This is a genomic window from Arthrobacter sp. LjRoot14 (assembly GCF_964253905.1).
GTDB lineage: Bacteria > Actinomycetota > Actinomycetes > Actinomycetales > Micrococcaceae > Arthrobacter.
The window spans coordinates 2,630,767-2,651,518 of the sequence record NZ_CAXURL020000001.1; the positions used below are offsets into that span (position 1 = coordinate 2,630,767).

19 protein-coding genes are annotated in these 20,752 nt (G+C 66.5%); 4 read left to right on the top strand and 15 right to left on the bottom strand.

Annotated features, from left to right (window positions below; genetic code table 11):
• Positions 1 to 49 precede the first annotated feature (49 nt).
• From ACSQ12_RS11750 to ACSQ12_RS11760, 3 genes are read left to right on the top strand one after another with little or no spacing between them, the layout of a single operon-like run.
• On the top strand, positions 50 to 925 hold the full coding sequence (locus ACSQ12_RS11750) for an aldo/keto reductase (protein WP_436065512.1): 876 nt from the start codon (positions 50 to 52) through the stop codon (positions 923 to 925).
• Between the two features lie 11 nt (positions 926 to 936).
• Positions 937 to 1,866: an alpha/beta fold hydrolase gene (locus tag ACSQ12_RS11755; RefSeq protein WP_436065513.1), complete on the top strand. Its 930-nt coding sequence runs from the start codon at positions 937 to 939 to the stop codon at positions 1,864 to 1,866.
• Positions 1,863 to 2,939: a glycosyltransferase family 4 protein gene (locus ACSQ12_RS11760; protein WP_436065514.1), complete on the top strand. Its 1,077-nt coding sequence runs from the start codon at positions 1,863 to 1,865 to the stop codon at positions 2,937 to 2,939. Before ACSQ12_RS11755 ends, ACSQ12_RS11760 begins: the two co-directional genes overlap by 4 nt.
• A gap of 25 nt (positions 2,940 to 2,964) precedes the next feature.
• On the opposite strand, the gene ACSQ12_RS11765 is transcribed toward ACSQ12_RS11760, so the two are convergent.
• The 13 genes from ACSQ12_RS11765 to pyrR all read right to left on the bottom strand — a co-directional run bounded on the left by ACSQ12_RS11765 (position 2,965) and on the right by pyrR (position 18,223).
• Positions 2,965 to 5,121, bottom strand: a complete 2,157-nt coding sequence (locus tag ACSQ12_RS11765; RefSeq protein WP_436065515.1) for a primosomal protein N' — start codon at positions 5,119 to 5,121, stop codon at positions 2,965 to 2,967.
• Between the two features lie 210 nt (positions 5,122 to 5,331).
• Entirely contained in the window at positions 5,332 to 6,567 is a 1,236-nt protein-coding gene (gene metK / locus ACSQ12_RS11770; protein ID WP_436065516.1) for a methionine adenosyltransferase, read from the bottom strand.
• A gap of 109 nt (positions 6,568 to 6,676) precedes the next feature.
• Positions 6,677 to 7,912, bottom strand: a complete 1,236-nt coding sequence (gene coaBC, locus ACSQ12_RS11775; RefSeq protein ID WP_436065517.1) for a bifunctional phosphopantothenoylcysteine decarboxylase/phosphopantothenate--cysteine ligase CoaBC — start codon at positions 7,910 to 7,912, stop codon at positions 6,677 to 6,679.
• A 55-nt stretch (positions 7,913 to 7,967) separates the two neighbouring features.
• Entirely contained in the window at positions 7,968 to 8,228 is a 261-nt protein-coding gene (rpoZ, locus tag ACSQ12_RS11780) for a DNA-directed RNA polymerase subunit omega (RefSeq protein ID WP_011692102.1), read from the bottom strand.
• Positions 8,229 to 8,267: 39 nt separating this feature from the next.
• Entirely contained in the window at positions 8,268 to 8,840 is a 573-nt protein-coding gene (gene gmk / locus ACSQ12_RS11785) for a guanylate kinase (protein ID WP_209744460.1), read from the bottom strand.
• Positions 8,837 to 9,187 (bottom strand): integration host factor, actinobacterial type, encoded by a 351-nt coding sequence (mihF, locus tag ACSQ12_RS11790; RefSeq protein WP_209744457.1) that lies wholly within the window; start codon positions 9,185 to 9,187, stop codon positions 8,837 to 8,839. The genes gmk and mihF overlap by 4 nt, the downstream gene beginning before the upstream one ends.
• Positions 9,188 to 9,294: 107 nt before the next feature.
• A complete protein-coding gene (gene pyrF, locus ACSQ12_RS11795; protein ID WP_436065518.1) occupies positions 9,295 to 10,161 on the bottom strand; it encodes an orotidine-5'-phosphate decarboxylase in 867 nt (288 codons plus the stop codon).
• Positions 10,154 to 13,453: a carbamoyl-phosphate synthase large subunit gene (carB, locus tag ACSQ12_RS11800; protein WP_209744451.1), complete on the bottom strand. Its 3,300-nt coding sequence runs from the start codon at positions 13,451 to 13,453 to the stop codon at positions 10,154 to 10,156. Before carB ends, pyrF begins: the two co-directional genes overlap by 8 nt.
• Positions 13,453 to 14,742: a glutamine-hydrolyzing carbamoyl-phosphate synthase small subunit gene (carA, locus tag ACSQ12_RS11805; RefSeq protein WP_436065519.1), complete on the bottom strand. Its 1,290-nt coding sequence runs from the start codon at positions 14,740 to 14,742 to the stop codon at positions 13,453 to 13,455. The genes carB and carA overlap by 1 nt, the downstream gene beginning before the upstream one ends.
• Positions 14,723 to 15,241, bottom strand: coding sequence for a PH-like domain-containing protein (locus ACSQ12_RS11810; RefSeq protein WP_436065520.1), 519 nt, complete (start codon positions 15,239 to 15,241; stop codon positions 14,723 to 14,725). Before ACSQ12_RS11810 ends, carA begins: the two co-directional genes overlap by 20 nt.
• On the bottom strand, positions 15,241 to 16,629 hold the full coding sequence (locus tag ACSQ12_RS11815) for a dihydroorotase (protein ID WP_436065521.1): 1,389 nt from the start codon (positions 16,627 to 16,629) through the stop codon (positions 15,241 to 15,243). The genes ACSQ12_RS11810 and ACSQ12_RS11815 overlap by 1 nt, the downstream gene beginning before the upstream one ends.
• Entirely contained in the window at positions 16,629 to 17,642 is a 1,014-nt protein-coding gene (locus ACSQ12_RS11820) for an aspartate carbamoyltransferase catalytic subunit (RefSeq protein WP_436065522.1), read from the bottom strand. Before ACSQ12_RS11820 ends, ACSQ12_RS11815 begins: the two co-directional genes overlap by 1 nt.
• Positions 17,639 to 18,223, bottom strand: coding sequence for a bifunctional pyr operon transcriptional regulator/uracil phosphoribosyltransferase PyrR (gene pyrR / locus ACSQ12_RS11825; protein WP_028269121.1), 585 nt, complete (start codon positions 18,221 to 18,223; stop codon positions 17,639 to 17,641). Before pyrR ends, ACSQ12_RS11820 begins: the two co-directional genes overlap by 4 nt.
• A gap of 207 nt (positions 18,224 to 18,430) precedes the next feature.
• Between pyrR and ACSQ12_RS11830 the strand changes: the two genes are divergently transcribed.
• Positions 18,431 to 19,711 carry a PrsW family intramembrane metalloprotease gene (locus tag ACSQ12_RS11830; protein ID WP_436065523.1) on the top strand — a complete coding sequence of 427 codons (1,281 nt, stop codon included), beginning with the start codon at positions 18,431 to 18,433 and terminating at the stop codon, positions 19,709 to 19,711.
• Positions 19,712 to 19,770: 59 nt separating this feature from the next.
• On the opposite strand, the gene nusB is transcribed toward ACSQ12_RS11830, so the two are convergent.
• Positions 19,771 to 20,181, bottom strand: a complete 411-nt coding sequence (gene nusB / locus ACSQ12_RS11835) for a transcription antitermination factor NusB (protein WP_011692113.1) — start codon at positions 20,179 to 20,181, stop codon at positions 19,771 to 19,773.
• Positions 20,181 to 20,744: an elongation factor P gene (gene efp, locus ACSQ12_RS11840; RefSeq protein WP_209744438.1), complete on the bottom strand. Its 564-nt coding sequence runs from the start codon at positions 20,742 to 20,744 to the stop codon at positions 20,181 to 20,183. Before efp ends, nusB begins: the two co-directional genes overlap by 1 nt.
• Positions 20,745 to 20,752: the final 8 nt, after the last annotated feature.

Below are 20,752 nucleotides of genomic sequence, written 5' to 3' on the forward strand. Positions count from 1 at the left end.
CCGGCCTGTCCCGGGGAGCGGACGGCGCCGAGTCGGTAGAGTCAGTCGTATGAAGAACTCGCCCCGACTGAGCCTCAACAACGGTGTGCTGATCGACCAACTGGGCTTCGGGCTCTATAAGGTTCCCCCTGCAGACGCCGCCGGCCTGGTGACCATGGCCCTCGAGGCCGGCTACCGCCACTTCGACACGGCCGCCATGTACGGGAATGAGACCGGGGTAGGCAAGGCTATCGGCGCGCTTGCCGGGTTCGCGGGCGGCGGTCCGGCCGGAGGCTCCGGCGAAGCAGCACCAGCGCTTTCCCGCGAGGACCTCTTCGTCACCACGAAGGTGTGGAATGACGACCATGGCTATGACGCCACCATGCGGGCCTTCGATACGTCCATGTCCAACCTCGGCATGGAATATGTCGACCTGTACCTCATCCACTGGCCATGCGCCCGCCGCGGACTTTTCACGGAAAGCTACCGGGCCATGGAAACCCTCTACCGCGAGGGCAGGATCCGGGCCATCGGGGTGTCCAACTTCCAGCCCGCCCACCTGGAGCATCTGCTGGAGACCGCCGAAGTCGTCCCTGCAGTGAACCAGATCGAACTCCACCCCTGGCTCCAGCAGGACGAACTCCGCCAGCTGCACGCCCGGCTTGGCATCCGTACCGAGGCCTGGAGCCCGCTGGGCCGGGGCCAGGTGCTTGCGGATCCGGTAGTCCTGGAGCTGGCAGCGGCGCACCGGCGGACAGCGGCGCAGATCATCCTGAGATGGCACGTCCAGCTGGGCAACGTGGTGATCCCGAAGGCCAGTTCCTATGCCCGGATCCGGGAAAACCTGGACGTCTTCGGGTTCGCCCTGGACCCCGCGGAGATGGCTGCCCTCGCTGCCCTGGAACGCGGCCACCGCACCGGCTCCAACCCTGACGACGTCAACTAGGATTCAACACCATGGAACAAGTGGACACGGGACCGGCACAGGCCGCGCCCCTCTTCAGCGGGCAACTGGACGCCCGGACGCGGGCCGCCAGCGTGGACCTGGACGGCTGCAATGTGGACTACTGGATCTATGAACCTGTCAGCGTGACGGCAGAGACCCGGACCATCCTGGTGGTCCACGGATTCCGGGGCGACCACCACGGCCTGCTCCGGGTGGCGGACCAGCTCCCCGACATGCGGCTCATCATGCCCGACCTTCCCGGCTTCGGCAGCTCGGATGCGTTCACGGACGGCGGGCACAGCGTGAGGCGGTACGGGCAGTTCATCAACGATTTCATGGCCGCACTGGGCCTGGGACCGGACACGGTGCTCCTGGGGCACTCGTTCGGGTCCATCGTCGCCAGCCACTTCGTGGCTGCCAACCCCGGCGCCGTGTTCCCGCTGATCCTCATCAACCCCATTGCCGCCCCGGCGCTGGAGGGGCCCAAGGGCGTTATGACCAAACTGGCTGTCCTGTACTACGAGGCCTCCGCCAGGCTCCCCCGGGCCCTCGGCCTTTACCTGCTCCGCAGCCGGCTCATTGTCAGGGTGATGAGCATGGCCATGGCCAAGACCAGGGACAAGCAGCTCCTGCAGTTCATCCATGGACAGCACAACGCCTACTTCTCCGCCTTTGCCAACCGGGACAGTCTGCTTGAGTCGTTCAAGGCGTCAGTGGGAAGCAATGTCTCCGAGGTTGCCCCGGATCTTGCCCTGCCCGTGCTGCTGATTGCCGGGGAGAAGGATGAGATCGCGATGCTCCCGGACCAGCACAAGCTGCAGGCACTCCTGCCGGACGGCACCCTCGAGGTGATTCCCGGCGTGGGGCACCTCATCCACTACGAGACACCTCAACCGGCCGCCGGCTTCATCAGGCGCTTCCTGAAGGACCATCCCGCGTGAAAATCATTATCGACGCCCGCTTCACCCGCCTGGACCACCACGACGGCATCAGCCGGTACGGCGCCAGCCTGATCGCAGCCACGGCCAAGATCGCCGACGTCTCGATGCTCATCAGTGATCCCCGGCAGCTGGCCCTCCTCCCGGATGTGCCCTACACGCTGATCAACAGCCCGCTCTCCCCCGCGGAACTGTTCGTAGCCGGCAAGGTAAACAAGCTGGGCGCCGACGTCGTGGTGTGCCCGATGCAGACGATGGGAACCTTCGGCCGGAAGTACGCCCTGGTGCTGACCCTTCACGACCTCATCTACTACGAGCACCCTTCCCCGCCGGGCTTCCTGCCGGCACCCGTCCGTTTGCTGTGGCGCCTGTACCATAAGGCGTACTGGCCGCAGCGGCTGCTCCTGAACCGGGCGGACGTGGTGGCCACCATCAGCCACACCACCGAAGCGCTGATCGCCAAACACCGCCTCACCCGGCGTCCGGTCCGGATTGTGGGCAATGCGCCGCAGCACGGCCATACTCCGCGCGACCCCGGTGCCGGCGCGGACAGGACGCTCCTGTACATGGGTTCGTTCATGCCGTACAAGAACGTGGAAACCATGGTGCGGGGAATGGCCGAACTTCCGGACATGACGCTCCACCTCCTCAGCCGCATCACGCCGCAGCGGCGGGCGGAGCTCGAAGCGCTGGTGCCGCCGGGGGCCAACGTTGTGTTCCACAACGGCGTGACGGACGCCGAGTATGAGGCGCTGCTGGGCCGGACAACGGCCCTGATCAGCCTCTCACGCGCCGAGGGCTACGGCCTCCCGCTCGTGGAGGCCATGTCCCATGGGACACCGGTGATCGCCAGCGACATCCCGATCTTCCGCGAAGTAGGGCATGACGCGGTGAGTTATGTCCACCCGGATTCCCCTTCGGAGTTTGCCAACGCGGTCCGCAGACTGGAAGAGCCGGAAGTGTGGAAAGCTCATTCACTCCGTTCGGTGGAGCGGGCCGCGGAATTCAGCTGGGACCACTCGGCCCGGCAGCTTGTGCAGCTGGCCGAGGAGGCCGCCCGGATCAACCGCCGCTGAGGTGGCGCCGGCGGGAGCGCATCAGCTACAGCACATCCACGCCGTCGAGCCTTAACTGGACGGGATCGTCGATGCGCCGCGCCACTGCAGCCGCCTTGACGGCCCGCATCACCCGAGTGGCGTCGGCCGCCTGCGCGTACGGAATGAACAGCAGGGTCCTGACGTCCTCGCAGGCCTCCCGCCGCGGCGCGCGTGCGTCCGTGAGTACCAGCGGGGCCGGTCCGGCGGTGCGAAGGGTGATCCCCTGCCTGGCAAGGCTTTGTTCGATGGCGTCGGTGAAGTGCCCGACGGCGGTCCGGCCGCCGGTGACGGAGGCAATCCTGACCGCGGGGGGCAGCTGGAGCTCCTGGCGCAGTGAGAGCTCACGCTGCGCGTACCCCCCTGCGTCCCAGCGCAGCAGCGCGCCGACCCCGGCTGTGTCATCGGCGGTGATAACGACGAGGCCGCCCTCGCGGGCAGGCCTGACCAGCGCCGCGGCATTGAACCAGCGCCGGACGGCGTCCTCCCCCGCGCGGAGGTTTTCGCGGCGGAGGAGCGTGTCTCCATCCAGGAGAACTGCGGCGGCATAGCCGCCGGCCGCCACAGGTTCCGCTCCCACCGTGGCGACCACCAGGGCGTTCGTGTCCGGGACAGCGGCTTTGACGTGGTCCCCGGACGAAGTGATGACCGGCTTGCCGGGAAATGCCCGGCCCAGTTCCTCCGCGGTCCGCAGCACGCCGGTAGCGGAGCGGCGCAGCCTGGGGCTCGTGCAGTGGCTGCAGCGCCAGTCCGGCGCGGAAGCGGAACACCAGCGGCACTGCGGCACTGCCGAGCTGCCGGCGGCACCGGCAACAGCCAGGGGTCCGCTGCAGGCTGCGCACCGGGCCGGCTCCCGGCAGGAATCACAAACCAGTGACGGCGCATAGCCGGAACGGGCCACTTGGACCAAAACGGGTCCGCGTTCCAGGCCCTCCTTGGCGGCACGCCAGGCTGCACCGGGCAGCCTCGCGATCCTGGCCAGGGGGTCGCGCTCCTGCTCGAAGCTATCCGCTGTGTTCACAACCCGCGGTACTGTCCGGCGGACCTCGGGACGGTCGGCGTGCACAGGTCTGGCCCAGCCCGCCTCCACCAGCCGCTGAAGTTCTGTGCTGCGTGTGTGCGCCGCCATGAGGCACGCCGCGCCTTCTTGTTCCGCCCGCAGCAGCAGGACCTCCCGGGTGTGGGCGTACGGCGCCCGCTGTTCGATGTGAAGGTCGTCGCCGTCATCCCAGCACACCACAAGACCCAGGTTGTGCACTGGAGCGTAGGCCGCCGAGCGGGTACCGACGGCAACGCCGGCGCTGCCCGTGAGCACCCGCAGGTAGCTGCGGTAGCGGGGCGTTGGTCCGTCGTCGGCGGTGAGCCGGGCAATGTCTTCCCGGGGCAGCAGCTCCGCCAGCGCCTCCTCGACCCGGTCCAGGTCGCGGTAGTCCGGAACAACCACCACCGCGCCGCGGCCGGAGGCGCGGGCGGCTGCAACGGCCTCGGCAACGAGGGCGGGCCAGCCGGCGGGGCCGAAACCCTGCAGCGCGCTCAGGACGGCCCGCGGCGATTCGCCGGCCGCGAGGTGCTGCAGGAACGCCACCCCGTTGATGTAGCGGGACCAGTGGCCCGGTGCGGGAGGAATGCGGTCCGCCTCCGGACCGGGATCCGCGGCTGGTTCGGCAGCAGTACCCCGGTTCAGGCCGAGGGTACCTGCAGCGACAAGCTCCTTTTCCAGCCCGGCCACCCGCGGCGGAATGGCTACGCGCAGCACGTCGCTGATGGTGCCGGCGTAGCGGGCAGCCACTTTGCCGGCGAGTTCGGCGAGGTCCGGTGTGAGCACACGGACGGGCGAAACCACTTTGTGGAGGGGCACCAGGGTATGGCCGGCGTCGGATTCCGCCAGCCGGTCCAGGATGTAGCCGCCGAGCTCCTGGCCGTTGAACTTGACCTTGACCCGGACGCCCGGCTGCGCGGCGGCGTCAATGGCTGCCGGCACGCTGTAGTCGAAGGGCCTGTCCAGGTGTGGCAGCGAAGACTCGATGAGCACCCTGGCAACGGGCAGCGAGGGGGCGAGGGCCGGGCCGGATGGAGACACCGGGCGGCCCGCCGGGAATCCTTGCAGGAGTGAGAGCTGGAACGGCTCGCCGGTGGCCGTTCCGTCGGAGGAAAAGGAGGTCATGGGGCCGCCCTCCGTTCAACATCGTGCCAGTTATGGTGCCAGTGGTTCCGGTGCAAGGGGCCCGGCGGCATTGGCCGGAAAGCACTGTAGCAGGGCCGCCCGGACGGGGACCCTGCTACAGCCAAGCACATGGCACCGACATTTACTCCAACCCGGCACATTGGTGCCGCGCGGATCGCGTGCGCCGCGGTTTGTTGCGGGCGGCGGTTCTCAGGCGTTGAAGAAAGCCTTGAGCTCGTCCACCCGGTCGAGCCGTTCCCACGTGAAGTCGGGATCGTCGCGGCCAAAGTGTCCGTGCGCCGCCGTCTTGGCGTAAATGGGACGCTTGAGGTCCAGCGCGTCGATGATCGCACGGGGGCGAAGGTCGAAGATCTCCGAAATCGCGGCGCTGATACGCTCGGGATCCACCGTTTCCGTGCCGAAGGTCTCCACGTAGGTGCCCACGGGGCGTGCCTGGCCGATGGCGTAGGCGATCTGGATCTCGGCCCGCTTGGCGAGTCCCGCAGCCACCACATTCTTGGCCACCCAGCGCATCGCGTACGCCGCCGAGCGGTCAACCTTGGACGGATCCTTGCCGGAGAAGGCCCCGCCGCCGTGGCGCGCCATGCCGCCGTAGGTGTCGACGATGATCTTGCGGCCCGTCAGGCCGGCGTCTCCCACGGGGCCGCCGGTCACGAATGCACCGGCGGGATTAAGGATGTTGTGCGTCCGGGAGATGTCCAGGTTGGCTGCCGCCAGCACGGGATTGATCACGTGCGTGGCGAGGTCGGCGCGCAGCTGTTCGAGGCTGGCGCCTTCCGCGTGCTGGCTGGAGATCACGATGGTTTCGACTGAGACGGGCCGGTCGCGGTCGTAGCCGATCGTCGCCTGGGTCTTGCCGTCCGGGCGGAGGTACGGCAGGTCGCCGTTCTTGCGTACTTCGGTGAGCCGCTCCGAGAGGCGGTGCGCAATCCAGATCGGGACCGGCATGAACGACGGCGTCTCGTCGCTGGCGTAGCCAAACATCAGGCCCTGGTCTCCGGCGCCCTGGAGGTCGTAGTCATCTTCCTGGCGGCCTTCGCGGGCCTCCAGGGAATTGAAAACGCCGCCGGCGATGTCGTTGGACTGCTGGCCGATGGACACGGAGACGCCGCAGCGGGCACCGTCGAAGCCGTTGGCCGAGGAGTCATAGCCGATCCCCAGGATGGTCTCGCGCACAATCTGCGGAATCTCCACATAGGCGTCGGTGGTGACTTCGCCCGCTACGTGCACCAGTCCGGTGGTGGCCAGTGTTTCGACTGCCACGCGGGACTCGGGGTCCTTCGCCAGCAGGGCATCGAGGATGGCATCGCTGATCTGGTCGCAGATCTTATCGGGATGGCCCTCAGTCACGGACTCCGACGTGAAGAGACGAAGGGATGGCGGCGTCGCGCCATGGGGAGCGGGAATGTGCAGCGGTAAAGTCACTCAACTACCTTACTGGTTGGGAATCGGTCAGGCCTCAGCATGTGTCCCCCTGCTAAGCAGGCTTTGCACACGCCGGTCTCTGAGTCTCCGGGAAACAGCTTCTCGAAAATCATGATCGTGGAAAAACACGGCTCAACTCGGAGCTGATGCGGTCAATAACGGCGGCCGCAACATCGTCCTTTGAACCGGATGCCGCCTGTGGTTCGGAGCCGGTGCGGGAAAGGATGACCACCGAGTTGTGGTCCTGGCCGAACACCAGGCCTTCACCCACATGGTTGACCACCAGCAGGTCGCAGCCTTTCTTGCGCAGTTTGGCCTCGGCGTAGGCGAGCACGTCACCGTCGTCGTCCCCGGTTTCCGCCGCAAAACCCACGATCAGCTGCCCGGGCCGGTTCGCCGCGCGCACCTCCACGAGCTCCTGCAGGATGTCCGGGTTACGCAGCAGGCTGATCACCGGATCGGCGGTGTCGTCACGTTTCTTGATCTTGGTGTCCGAAACGTCCGCAGGGCGGAAGTCCGCCACAGCGGCGGCCATGATGACGACGTCGGAATCGGCTGCCGCGCGCAGCGCCTCTTCCCGGAGCTGCAGCGCCGTCTCCACACGGACCACCTCGACGCCGTCGGGCGCCGGTACGTCCATGTGGGCGGCGAGCAGCCGGACGCTCGCGCCCGCGTCCCGGGCGGCCACGGCAAGTGCCACGCCCTGTTTCCCGGAGGAGCGGTTACCGAGGAACCGCACCGGGTCAAGTGGTTCACGCGTGCCGCCTGCGCTGATGGTGACGGTACGGCCGGCCAGCGGCAACTGTCCGCGAACCCCGCTGTCCTGCGTCAACGCCATGGCGGCAGAGAAGATTGCCTCCGGCTCGGGCAGCCTGCCGGGACCGGAGTCGGACCCGGTGAGCCGGCCGCTGGCCGGTTCGAGGACGGTGACGCCACGGCTGCGCAGCATTTCCACGTTGGCCTGGGTGGCGGCGTGCAGCCACATTTCGGTGTGCATGGCAGGTGCCATCAGCACGGGACCGCTGGCCATCAGCAGGGTGTTGGTCAGGAGGTCGTCCGCGTGGCCACCGGCCGCGCGGGCCAGGAGATCCGCCGTGGCCGGAGCCACGACGATGAGGTCCGCCTCATGCCCCAGGCGCACATGGTTGACCGACGGAACGTCGTCGAAGACGCTGTTGCTGACCGGATTTCCGGACAAGGCTTCCCAGGTGGCCACTCCGACAAAGCGGTTGGCGGCCTCCGTGGGGATCACAGTGACGTTGTGTCCGGCTTCAGTAAAAAGCCGGAGGAGCGATGCCACCTTGTAGGCGGCAATCCCTCCCCCGACTCCGAGGACTATGCGCACGTGACCTCCGTCAACAGGCAGTCTGTATTCCGATGAGATCCAGTCCGAAGAGTTCTTACTCTGCAGGCTCGATCGGCGTGGAAACGAGCTTGCCTTCGTTGATCTCGCGCAGGGCGATGGAAAGCGACTTCTCGTTCAGCTTGGTGTCGACCAGCGGACCTACGTACTCGAACAGGCCCTCGTGCAGCTGCGCGTAGTATGCGTTGATCTGACGTGCACGCTTGGCACCGAAGATCACCAGGCCGTACTTGGAATCAGCTGCCTTCAGCAGCTCGTCGATCGGCGGGTTGATGATGCCTTCAAGGTTCGTGGACACGAATTCTCCAAATTCTAACGGGCCGATCCGACCCTGCGGCTAGTGCGGGTGCGGGGTCAGCCCCATGAGTGAAACAAGCTCGTCCGCTGCGCGTCGAACGTCATCATTGATAACGGTGTGATCGAACTCCGGCTCAGCGGCAAGTTCTAGTTTAGCGGTTTCCAGTCTTTGCTGCTGTTCCTCGGCCGTTTCCGTGCCGCGGCCCACCAGGCGGCGGACCATTTCCTCCCAGCTGGGCGGGGCGAGGAAGACGAACTGCGCCTCCGGAACGGCCTGCTTGACCTGGCGTGCGCCCTGCAGATCTATCTCCAGCAGCACCGAGCGGCCATCGGCGATGGCGGCGTCCACGGTGCTGCGGAGGGTGCCGTAACGGTTGCGGCCGTGCACCACGGCCCACTCCAACAGTTCGCCGTCAGCCACCAGGGCGTCGAATTCCTCGGCGGACTTGAAGAAGTAGTGGACTCCGTCCTGCTCCCCCGGGCGCGGTGCACGGGTGGTGGCTGAGACGGAAAGCCAGACTTCAGGATAGTTGTCCCGGATGTAGGTGGACACGGTGCCTTTGCCAACAGCCGTCGGACCGGCGAGGACTGTCAGTCCCGGTTTCTTGCTCACATATTCCTTTGGGCGTTATTCGGATGGACGTGGTTCTCGTTCATAAAATCTACCAGCGCCCGGCGCTGGTGAACGCCGAGTCCCCGCAGCCGGCGGGACGCGGCAATGCCCAGCTCGTCCATGATGGCGGCCGCCGTGACGCGGCCGATACCGGGCAGTGCCTCAAGCATCTCCGAAACCTTCATCCGGGCAAGCGCGGAATTTCCGTCGCCGGAGGCGAGGAGGTCCGCCACGGCGAGGGTTCCGGACTTCAGCTGCTCCTTGGCTTCCGCCCGGGCAGCCCGGGCCGCTGCCGCCTTCCCCAGGGCTTCCGCGCGTTCCTGGTCTGTCAGGGGCCGCAGGCTCACTCAAGTCACCGCCGAATCGTCAGTCCGAACCAAGGCAAGGGCCGTTGGAGTCTTCCTGAACCTACCCTTTGCCCGGTCCGGAAATCAATGGCGCCGAAATCAATGGATCAGCCGGCCAGCAGGGGTTCCAGGGTACGCAGTGCAGCCTCCCGGAGGCCCCCGGCGGAGGGACCTGCCGAGAGGATGTCCCGGCTTGAGGTGCCCAGGACCTGCGAATAGGCGGCACCAAACGTTGACCGCAGATCAGCGGCCGTGGCGCCCTGCGCGCCGAGCCCGGGAGCGAGGATGATCCCCCGGACAGCCGCCAGGTCCAGCTGCAGATCCTGCAGGGCACCTCCCACGGTGGCGCCGACCACGAGGCCAACCGAACCCAGGGCACCCGCGTACCGGCGGTTTTCCCCGGCGGCGGCTTCGGTGATCCTGCGCGCAACTGAATCCGCACCGCCCACGTGCTGGACGGAGGCACCTTCCGGATTGGACGTCAGGGCCAGGACGAACACGCCGCGGCCGTACTCTGCGGCCAGGTCGAGGGCCGGGCGCAGCGACTCGAAGCCAAGGTAGGGGCTCAGGGTCACCGAGTCCGCAGCAAGTGACGAGCCGTCCCGGAGCCAGGCGTCGGCATAGGCCGCCATCGTGGAGCCGATGTCACCGCGTTTGGCGTCGGCAATGGTCAGCACACCGGCGCCGGCGGCGGCCGCGAGGGTGCGTTCGAGCACCGCCATGCCCGCCGAGCCGTGCCGCTCGTACAGCGCCACCTGCGGCTTGACGGCGGCAGCGAGCGAACCCACTGCGTCCACAACGGTGAGCGAGAAGCGCTCCAGGCCGGCGGCGTCGTCGTTCAGTCCCCAGGCCTTGAGCAGCGCCGGGTGCGGATCAATCCCCACACACAGCGGACCGCGGTCCGCCATGGCCCGGCCGAGCCGGGAGCCGAAGGACTCCCGGCCGGCCGTCACTGCTGCCGCTTGCTCAGCCATTCTGCAGGGCCTTCAGGTTCTCGGCGTGCTCCTGCAGGCTGGTTACGGACCATTCGTAGGTCCGCTGCGCTTCAATGGCCTGCACTGCTGCGTTGAATTCGGCAACTGTAGTGATGCACGGAATGCCGATGGACGTTGCCGCGGCCCGCAGTTCGTAGCCGTCGATGCGGGCCTCGCCGCCGGAAGGCGTATTGAACACCATGTCGATCTCGCCGGCGATGATGAGGTCGGCAATTGTCCCTTCGCCCTCGGCGCTGCTGCCCTCGGCGACCTTGCGGACCGGGGTGGCCTGGATGCCGTTGCGGCGCAGGACGTCCGCGGTGCCGCCGGTGGAGACGATCTCGAAGCCGAGATCCGAGAGGCGCTTCACACCCATGATCACCGAGCGCTTGTCCCGGTTCGCCACGGAGACGAAGATCTTCCCTTCGGTGGGCAGCGCGTTGTTGGCGGCGGCCTGGCTCTTGGCGAAGGCGGTGTCGAAGTGCTTGTCGATGCCCATGACCTCGCCGGTGGAGCGCATTTCCGGGCCGAGGAGGGAGTCCACAACCTTGCCCTCCGGCGTCCGGAAGCGGCTGAACGGCAGCACGGCTTCCTTCACCGAGACGGGTGCGTCGAACGGCAGGGTGGAGCCGTCACCGGTCTCCGGCAGCATTTTGTAGGCGCTGCGGAGCTGGTTGATGGTTACTCCGGTGCCGATCAGTGCAGCAGCCTTGGCCATCTGCACGCCCGTGGCCTTGGAGACGAAAGGCACCGTGCGGGAGGCCCGCGGGTTGGCTTCGAGGACGTACAGGACGTCGGAGGCCAGGGCGAACTGGATGTTGATGAGGCCGCGGACGCCCACGCCCTCGGCGATGGCCAGGGTGGCGGTCCGGACGCGCTCGATCACGTTGTTGCCGAGCGTGATCGGCGGCAGGACGCACGCGGAGTCGCCGGAGTGGATGCCGGCCTCTTCGATGTGCTCCATGATGCCGCCGAGGTACATTTCGGTGCCGTCGTAGAGGGCGTCAACGTCGATTTCGACGGCGTCTTCCAGGAACCGGTCGATCAGCACCGGGTGTTCGGTGGTGATCTCGGTGGCGTTGGCGATGTAGCGCGAGAGGTTGGGCTCGTCGTAGACGATCTCCATGCCGCGTCCGCCCAGCACGTAGGACGGGCGGACCAGGACCGGGTAGCCGATTTCGTCGGCGATCTTCTTGGCGTCTTCGAAGGAAACGGCCGTTCCGTTCTTGGGCGAGATCAGTCCGGCCTCGTCCAGCACCCGGGAGAAGGCGCCTCGGTGTTCGGCGAGATCGATCGCTTCCGGCGACGTGCCGAGGATCGGCACACCGGCGTCGGCCAGCTGCTGTGCGAGCTTGAGCGGGGTCTGGCCGCCGAGCTGGACAAACACACCCATGACGCCGCCGGTGCGCTCCTCCGCCGCGATGACTTCCAGGACGTCCTCGAGGGTCAGCGGCTCGAAGTAGAGGCGTGTGGAGACGTCGTAGTCGGTGGAGACGGTTTCCGGGTTGCAGTTGACCATGACGGTCTCGTAGCCGGCCTTGCGGAGTGCCATGGAGGCGTGCACGCAGGAGTAGTCGAATTCGATGCCCTGGCCGATGCGGTTGGGCCCGGAGCCCAGGATGATGATGGACGGCTTGGAGTGCAGCGCAACCTCGTCCTCCTCGTCGTAGGACGAGTAGTGGTACGGCGTGTACGCGGCGAATTCGGCGGCACAGGTATCCACGGTCTTGTAGACCGGCCGGATGCCCAGGGCCTGGCGGACGCCGCGGACCACGGCCTCCTGGTTGTTGGTGAGGGCGCCGATCTGCTCGTCGGAGAAGCCGTGGCGCTTGGCGCGCTGCAGCATTTCCGGGGTGAGGGCCGTGGACTTGCGGATCTCCTGCGAGATCTCGTTGAGCAGCTGGAGCTGGTCCAGGTACCAGGGGTCGATCTTGGTGGCCTCGAAGAGCTGCTCCACCGTTGCGCCGCCGAGCAGAGCACGCTGCACCTGGTGCAGGCGTTCCGTGGTGGGCCGTTTGGCCTTTTCGATCAGCTCCGGGACTTCCCATTCCGGAACGTGGCTGAAGTCCAGCTGTGAGCCCTTCTGTTCAAGGGAACGGAGCGCCTTCTGCAGGGCCTCGGTGAAGTTGCGGCCCATGGCCATGGCCTCGCCCACCGATTTCATGGTGGTGGTGAGGGTGGGGTCCGCTGCCGGGAACTTCTCGAAGGCGAAGCGGGGAACCTTCACCACGACGTAGTCGAGCGTCGGTTCGAAGGAGGCCGGGGTCTTCTGGGTGATGTCATTGGGGATCTCGTCCAGGGTGTATCCCAGGGAGAGCTTGGTGGCGATTTTGGCGATGGCGAAGCCGGTGGCCTTGGATGCCAGCGCGGAGGACCGGGAGACGCGGGGGTTCATTTCGATGACGACGACGCGTCCGGTGTCCGGTTCGACGGCGAACTGGATGTTGCAGCCGCCGGTGTCCACGCCCACTTCGCGGATGACCGCGATGGAGATGTCGCGCAGGCGCTGGTACTCACGGTCCGTGAGGGTCAGCGCGGGTGCAACCGTGATGGAGTCGCCGGTGTGGACGCCTACGGGGTCGAAGTTCTCGATGGAACAGACGACAACCACGTTGTCGTTCTTGTCCCGCATCATCTCGAGCTCGTATTCCTTCCAGCCGAGGATGCTTTCTTCGAGCAGGACCTCGCTGGTGGGGCTGTACTGCAGGCCCTGGCCGACGATCCGGCGCAGGTCGTCCTCGGTGTAGGCGAGGCCGGAGCCGAGGCCGCCCATGGTGAAGGACGGGCGGACCACCATCGGGTAGCCGAGGTCCTCGGCGGCCTTCAGTGCTTCATCCATGCTGTGGATGATGTGGCTGCGGGCGGACTCCGCGCCGCAACGCTCCACGACACCCTTGAACTTCTCGCGGTCTTCGCCGAGTTCGATTGCGGCGATGTTCGCGCCGATGAGTTCCACGTTGTACTTTTCCAGCACGCCGTTCTTGTCCAGCGCAATGGCAGTGTTGAGGGCTGTCTGGCCGCCCAGGGTGGGCAGGATCGCGTCAGGCCGTTCCTTGGCGATGATCTTTTCCACCACCTCCGGGGTGATGGGCTCCACGTAGGTGGCATCGGCGAACTCGGGGTCAGTCATGATGGTGGCCGGGTTGGAGTTGACCAGGATTACGCGCAGGCCTTCCTCCTTGAGGACACGGAGAGCCTGGGTGCCGGAATAGTCGAACTCGGCGGCCTGGCCGATCACGATGGGGCCGGAACCGATGACCAGGACGCTCTTAAGGTCAGTTCTCTTAGGCATTACTTCTTGTCCTCAGTCTTGGATTCGGTGGCAGTCTTTGTCTCGGAAGCAGAGTCGGCAGCGGCGGCTGCCTTCTTCGTGTCCGCCATCAGCTCGATGAAGCGGTCAAAGAGGTAAGCGGCGTCGTGCGGTCCCGAGGCTGCTTCAGGGTGGTACTGCACTGAGAAAGCGGGGATGTCCAGGCAGGAGAGGCCTTCCACGACGTCGTCGTTGAGGCTGACGTGGCTGACTTCGACGCGGCCGTACCGCTCCTCGGGAGCCTGGGTGGCGCCGTCGAGCGGGGCGTCCACGGCAAAGCCGTGGTTCTGCGAGGTGATCTCCACCTTGCCGGTGCGGCGGTCCATGACGGGCTGGTTGATGCCTCGGTGTCCGTAGCGGAGCTTGTACGTGCCGAAGCCGAGGGCGCGGCCCAGGATCTGGTTGCCGAAGCAGATGCCGAAGTACGGCAGCTTCTCGTCCAGCACCGAGCGCAGCAGCTTGACCTGGTTGTCTGCCGTGGCGGGGTCGCCGGGGCCGTTGGACATAAAGAATCCGTCCGGGTTGACCGCCTTGACGTCGGCCAGGGTGGCCGTTGCCGGCAGGACGTGGACGCGGACTCCGCGTTCGGCGAAGCGGATGGGTGTCATGCGCTTGATGCCGAGGTCGATTGCGGCGATGGTGAAGCGCGGCTCGCCGTCCCAGCCCCAGTCCTTGGGCTCCACGACGTAGGCCTCGTCAACACTGACTTCCTCGGCGAGGCGGGACCCTTCCATGGGGGCGCTGGCCAGTACTGCGTCGAGAAGTTCCTTGTCCGTGGCGCGGGCTGCCTCGCCGGAGAAGATGCCGGCACGCATGGTCTTGTGTTCGCGCAGGTGCCGGGTGATGGCCCGGGTGTCCACGCCCTGGATGCCCACGATGCCCTGCTCCACGAGTTCGTCGTCCAGGGAGCGTTCGGAGCGCCAGTTGGAGGGCCGGCGGGCGGCATCGCGGACAATGTAGCCGGCCACCCAGATGCGGCGCGATTCGGCGTCGTCCTTGTTGACGCCGGTGTTGCCGATGTGCGGGGCGGTCTGGACCACGAGCTGGCGGGCGTAGGAGGGGTCCGTGATGGTTTCCTGGTAGCCGGTCATGCCGGTGGCGAATACCGCCTCGCCGAGGGCGGTGCCGGTGGCGCCGTAGCTGGTGCCGCGGAAGGTGCGGCCATCCTCGAGCACCAGCACCGCGGGTGCGGCAGTTCCTTGTTCAGGTGCAGTATCTGCGTTTGCTGTTACTTCGGTTTCTGTCACGTTGTTACTTTCCACTATCGGCATCTGCCTGAGGGGCTGCGGAGATCAATTCTTGAAAGGCTGCCAGGACGGGCGGCTTGTCGGCGGCACGGCGGGTCCGGAACCCGGTATCGAGTTCCCGGCCGCCCAGGGTCCAGCTGACCACCAGGAGTCCGTCTTTTTCGACGAACTTCCCGGCCATGCCGCTGTCCTGGCGGATTCCGGTGAGCCGGTCCGCCGGGATGAAGACCGGCCCGGCCCCGGAGCGCTCGAACAACACGCCCTCCGGGTGGACGGTGAGTTCAGCGTTGGTGCGGATGCCCAGGCCATGGACGGCGATGCGGTCCAGCCAGTCGCCGGCCGTCGTGGTGGCAACATACTGGCCGTCGGCGGTGGCCAGCGGCTGGCTCAGTTCCGCCGGAACCGAGGGCAGCTGTTCGACGTCGGACTGGCGCCGCAGGCGGTTCCGCCACCCGATGCCGAGCAACACGAAGGCCACCGCGATGATCGCCAGCATGGCGAGTCCGGGGAGTACTTTGTCCATCAGTACCCGCCCGCGGGGGCGGCGGCGGTTGTTTCCTGGTGGGGCCCGTGGCGGTACGGGGTGTTGAGCTCGCCGTTCAGGACCGTGGGGTGGCCCTTGAAGAACGTCGCCACCACCTTGCCGGGGAGTTCCCTGCCGGCGAACGGAGAGTTACGGCCCATGGTTGCCATCTTAGAAGGGTCCACGGTCCAGCGCGCAGCCGGGTCCACCAGTGTGACGTTCGCGGGTTCGCCGGCCTCCAGCGGACGTCCCTGGTCCGCCACCCGTCCGATCACGGCGGGAGCGGTGGACGTCACCCGGGCAAAATCGGCCCAACCCATCAGGCCGGTCTCGATCATGGTTTCCTGGACGACGGACAGCGCCGTTTCCAGCCCGGTCATGCCCATGGCCGCCTGCGCCCACTCGCATTCCTTGTGTTCGCTCGGGTGCGGGGCATGGTCCGTTCCGACGACGTCGATCGTGCCGTCGGCAAGGGCGGCACGCAGCGCCTGGACGTCGGAGTCCGTACGCAGCGGCGGGTTGACCTTGTAGACGGGGTCGTAGCTGCGGACCAGTTCATCGGTCAGGAGCAGGTGGTGCGGCGTCACTTCGGCCGTCACGTTGATCCCGCGGGCCTTGGCCCAGCGGATGATCTCCACCGAGCCTGCCGTGGAGACGTGGCAGACGTGCAGCCTGGACCCGACGTGCTGGGCGAGCAGCACGTCCCGGGCAATGATGCTTTCCTCGGCCACGGCGGGCCAGCCCGTCAGTCCGAGAACTGCCGAGACGTCGCCTTCGTTCATCTGGGCGCCTGCGGTGAGCCGGGGTTCCTGCGCGTGCTGTGCCACCACGCCGTCGAACGCCTTCACATATTCCAGCGCACGGCGCATGATCACGGGGTCGTGGACGCAGATGCCGTCGTCGGAAAAGACCCGGACCTTGGCACGGGAATCAGCCATGGCGCCGAGCTCGGCCAGTTGTTCGCCTGCGAGGCCCACGGTCACCGCGCCCACCGGGCGGACGTCCACCCAGCCCGCGGCACGTCCCAGGGTGTGCACCTGTTCCACCACGCCTGCGGTGTCCGCAACGGGATTGCTGTTGGCCATGGCGTGCACGGCCGTGTAGCCGCCAAGCGCGGCGGCGCGCGTGCCGGTTTCCACTGTTTCGGCGTCTTCCCGCCCGGGCTCGCGGAGGTGCGTGTGGATGTCCACCATGCCGGGCAGTGCTACCAGGCCTTCGGCCTCAATCACGGTGGCGCCGTCTGCTGCGTCGGTGCCGGCAAGGTCAGTGCCGCGTGCGGCGATAATGCCGTCCCGGATCAGGAGGTCTTCGGCCGCGCCGCCGAGAATCGCTGCGCCGCGGATGAGGTATGCCCCGGTGGTGACTGCATCCTGTTGATCGTGTGCCATCAGTGGCTCTCCTTGGTGGAATAGGCGGCGTTGGTAGTTACGGCTGGTTCGCGGGTGTCCCCGGAGAGCAGCAAGTACAGGGCGGCCATCCGGACGGACACGCCGTTGCGCACCTGTGCCAGCACGGTGGAACGGGGTGAGTCCGCGGCCGCAGAGGAAATTTCCAGCCCGCGGTTCATGGGGCCGGGGTGCATGATGATGGTGTCCTTCAGGCCCAGGCTGTCCAGGGCGCGGAGGCGGTTGTCGTCGAATCCCCAGCGGCGGGAGTATTCGCGGGTCGTGGGGAAGAAGGAGGCGTTCATCCGTTCCCCCTGGACACGCAGCATCATGACGGCGTCGACGCCCTTCGCCAGGGTTTCGTCCATGTCGTAGCTCACGTCGCAGGGCCATTGCCCGACGCCGATGGGCAGCAGGGTGGGCGGCGCCACGAGGGTGACCTCGGCGCCGAGCGTACGCAGCAGCCAGACATTCGAGCGGGCCACACGCGAGTGCAGGACATCGCCGGCGATGGCCACGCGCATTCCCTTAAGGTCCGCCCCGGCGGACGGCGTCCCGTGGAGCCTGGCCCAGTGCCGGCGCATGGTGAAAGCGTCCAGCAGCGCCTGGGTGGGGTGTTCGTGGGTTCCGTCGCCGGCGTTGATGACGGCGGCGTCGATCCAGTCCGTGGCTGCCAGCCGGTGCGGCGCACCCGAGGCCCAGTGGCGAATGACGACGGCGTCGGCCCCCATGGCTGCCAGCGTCTGGGCTGTGTCCTTGAGGGATTCGCCCTTGGAGACGGAGGATCCCTTCGCAGCGAAGTTGATGACGTCCGCGGACAGCCGCTTCGCTGCTGCTTCGAACGAGATGCGGGTGCGGGTGGAGTCCTCGAAAAACAGGTTCACCACGGTGCGGCCGCGCAGCGCAGGCAGCTTCTTGACTTCCCGGTCCCCCACGGCCGCCATTTCCTCTGCGGTGTCGAGGATGCGGATGGCGTTGGCCAGGCTGAGGTCTTCGGTGGAGAGCAGGTGTTTCATGCGCCTGCCTCGATGACCACTTCATTGACGGGGGTTCCGTCAACGGAATCGGTCTCTTCGAGGCGGACCCGGACCTTTTCGGAGGAGGAGGTGGGGAGGTTCTTGCCGACATGGTCTGCGCGAATGGGCAGCTCGCGGTGGCCTCGGTCGATCATGACGGCCAGCCGGACAATGCGCGGGCGGCCGAGGTCCACGATCGCGTCCAGCGCTGCGCGGATGGTCCTGCCCGAATAGAGGACATCGTCAATCAGGACAACGACCTTGTTGTCGATGCCGGTGCGGGGCAGCTGGGTGGGATAGGGCGGCCGCGTGGGCTGGTGGGACAGATCGTCCCGGAACATGGTGACGTCCAGCTGGCCCACGATGGCGGCGGCATCCACGGTGGGATCGGCGGCGGCGATTTTCTTGGCCAGGCGGACTGCCAGCGGGTAGCCGCGGCGCGGAATGCCCAGCAGCACCAAATCCTGGGAACCCTTGTTGGCCTCGAGGATCTCATGGGCGATACGAGTGAGTGCACGGTCAATGTCCGCAGAGTTGAGCACAACCCTGGCCGGAACCGGTGCTTCTGTGACTGAAGTCAACGCTCGTCTCCCCTTTCCCCGCCTCACGGGACGGAATTAAAAAAGGAACATTTGCCCTTCAAAATTACCATACGCGGCAGCCACGCCCTGCTGGCCGGCGGGCGGCGGGAAGGCGTTTAACATCACACCCCGGGGGTGGTGAGGTGTGCCTTTCCCGCGCGCCTGTCGTCTTGGAAGCGACGGTTACGGGGACATAGGCTCAGTTCCATGACATCGAACGCACCCTGGCCGCAGCACGATCCCTCCGGCGGCCACGGATACGGGCAGCAGCCGCCATGGCCCCGGCAGGAGCTTCCGCAGCAGGCCAATCCCACCTGGATGGGCCAGGTCCGGCCTGATCACTACCGTGCGGCACCCGCCAGCAGCCACGCGCCTGCGGTGAACACCATGGTGCCGCCTGCCGCAGTCCGCAGCCGCTCAAGTGCGGGAGTTATTGGGCTGGTGGGCGGCGGCGGCTTCCTGGCTTTTGCCAGCCTCTTCCTGGTCCTCCCCTACCTTGTGGGCAACACCGGCGTCACCGGATTCGTGATCGGCTTCATTGCGTCCCTGATCCCCTTGAGCGCCGTGCTCCTGGCCGTCTACATCATTGACCGCTGGGAGCCAGAGCCCAAGCGACTGTTGCTGTTCGCCTTCCTGTGGGGCGCCGTCGTGTCCATTTCCGTCACACTGCTGATCCAGCCGGTCTTTGCGCTGGCGGCGGTGCCCCCGGCCGGCGTGGACTACCGGACTTTTGCCGTCACCGTGCAGGCCCCCGTGGTGGAGGAGTTCGCCAAGTCCCTGGGCCTGTTGCTGCTCCTCGTGCTGGCCCGGAAGCACTTTGACGGCCCCGTGGACGGTGTGGTGTTCGCGTTCACCATTGCGGGCGGCTTCGCATTTACGGAAAACATCCTCTACTTCGGCCGGGCCATTGCCGAGTCCGCCACACCGGGCACAGACCTCGCGGTCGTGTTCTTCCTGCGGGGGGTCATGTCCCCGTTCGCCCACGCCATCTTCACGGGTACCACCGGGCTCATTCTCGGTTTTGCGGCCCGGCGCTGGCACCCGGGGATGTCCGTCGTGGCCTTTGCCGTGGGCCTGGTCCCGGCGATGATCCTGCACAGCATGTGGAACAGCATGGGCCAGAACTTCCTGGTGCAGTACATCGTGGTACAGGTGCCCATCTTCGTGCTGGCCGTCGTCGTTATAGTGCTGCTGCGCGTGGCGGAAAACCGGCTGACACGGCAGCGCCTCCAGGAGTATGCCGCCGCAGGGTGGTTCACGCCGCCCGAGGTGGACATGCTGGCAACGGCCGGCGGACGCCGTTCCGCAGTCCGCTGGGCGAAGCAGTTCGGCCGGGGGCCGCAGATGAAAGCGTTCCTGCGATCGGCCACCCGGTTGGCCTTCATCCGGCAACGGATCCTCAGCGGCCGTGATGTTCCGGCCCACCAGCTGGATGAGCACCGCCAGCTCGCGGAAATCGTGGCCAGACGGGACGCCGTGCTGCGCTAAGCGGGAAAACAAAAAGGACCGGCGCCCGCCTGGGCGGGGACCGGTCCTTTCTCGTGATGCTATGCCAACAGCGACGGCTTCAGCTGCTGGAGCCGGCCCAGGAGGCCGTTGATGAACGACGGCGACTCGTCCGTGGACAGCGTCTTGGCAAGGGCGACAGCCTCGCTGACGGCTACGCCGTCGGGCACGTCGTCGTTGTAGAGCAGTTCCCACGTGCCGATGCGCAGGATGATGCGGTCCACCGAAGGCATGCGTTCCAGTGTCCAGCCCTGCGAGTATGTCTCCAGGAATTCGTCGATGGCGGCCTGGTGGGACACCACGCCTTCGACGATCTCGAGGGTGTAGGGGTTGACGATCTGGTCGGTTTTTTCACGGCGTGACCGCAGCACATCGAAAGCCGAGAGGGAGCGCTGCTCCGCCTCGAAAAGAACATCCAGGGCCCGGTTACGGGCCTTACCGCGGGCACTCACTAGTCGTTGACCCGGCCGAGGTAGCTGCCGTCGCGGGTGTCGACCTTGACCTTGGTGTTGTTCTCAACGAACAAAGGCACCTGGATCTCGTAGCCGGTTTCCAGCGTGGCCGGCTTGGTGCCGGCCGAGGAGCGGTCGCCCTGCAGGCCCGGCTCGGTGTAGGTGATTTCGAGCACGACGCTCGGCGGCAGTTCAATGTACAGCGGGGTGCCTTCGTGGATGGCGATGTTGACCATCTGGTTTTCCAGCATGAAGTTGGTGGCGTCGCCTACAGTGGCGCCGGAGACCGTGATCTGGTCGTAGTCCTGAGTGTCCATGAACACGTAGTCGGCGCCGTCCTGGTACAGGTACTGGTAGTCGCGGCGGTCCACAGTGGCGGTCTCGATCTTGAGGCCGGCGTTGAAGGTCTTGTCGACCACCTTGCCGGACATGACGTTGCGCATCTTGGTGCGGACGAATGCGCCGCCCTTGCCCGGCTTGACGTGCTGGAACTCGATGATGTTCCAGAGCTGGCCCTCAAGCTTCAGCACGGTTCCGTTCTTGATGTCGTTTGTGGTTGCCACGGGTATCC

Coding starts and splice junctions, on each gene's coding strand:
- pyrF (WP_436065518.1), bottom strand. CDS start 10,161: ATGGCTGAGCAAGCGGCAGCAGTGACGGCCGGCCGGGAGTCCTTCGGC.
- ACSQ12_RS11815 (WP_436065521.1), bottom strand. CDS start 16,629: ATGGCACACGATCAACAGGATGCAGTCACCACCGGGGCATACCTCATC.
- ACSQ12_RS11765 (WP_436065515.1), bottom strand. CDS start 5,121: ATGACCTCCTTTTCCTCCGACGGAACGGCCACCGGCGAGCCGTTCCAG.
- ACSQ12_RS11750 (WP_436065512.1), top strand. CDS start 50: ATGAAGAACTCGCCCCGACTGAGCCTCAACAACGGTGTGCTGATCGAC.
- ACSQ12_RS11830 (WP_436065523.1), top strand. CDS start 18,431: ATGACATCGAACGCACCCTGGCCGCAGCACGATCCCTCCGGCGGCCAC.
- ACSQ12_RS11820 (WP_436065522.1), bottom strand. CDS start 17,642: ATGAAACACCTGCTCTCCACCGAAGACCTCAGCCTGGCCAACGCCATC.
- ACSQ12_RS11755 (WP_436065513.1), top strand. CDS start 937: ATGGAACAAGTGGACACGGGACCGGCACAGGCCGCGCCCCTCTTCAGC.
- carA (WP_436065519.1), bottom strand. CDS start 14,742: ATGCCGATAGTGGAAAGTAACAACGTGACAGAAACCGAAGTAACAGCA.
- carB (WP_209744451.1), bottom strand. CDS start 13,453: ATGCCTAAGAGAACTGACCTTAAGAGCGTCCTGGTCATCGGTTCCGGC.
- ACSQ12_RS11810 (WP_436065520.1), bottom strand. CDS start 15,241: ATGGACAAAGTACTCCCCGGACTCGCCATGCTGGCGATCATCGCGGTG.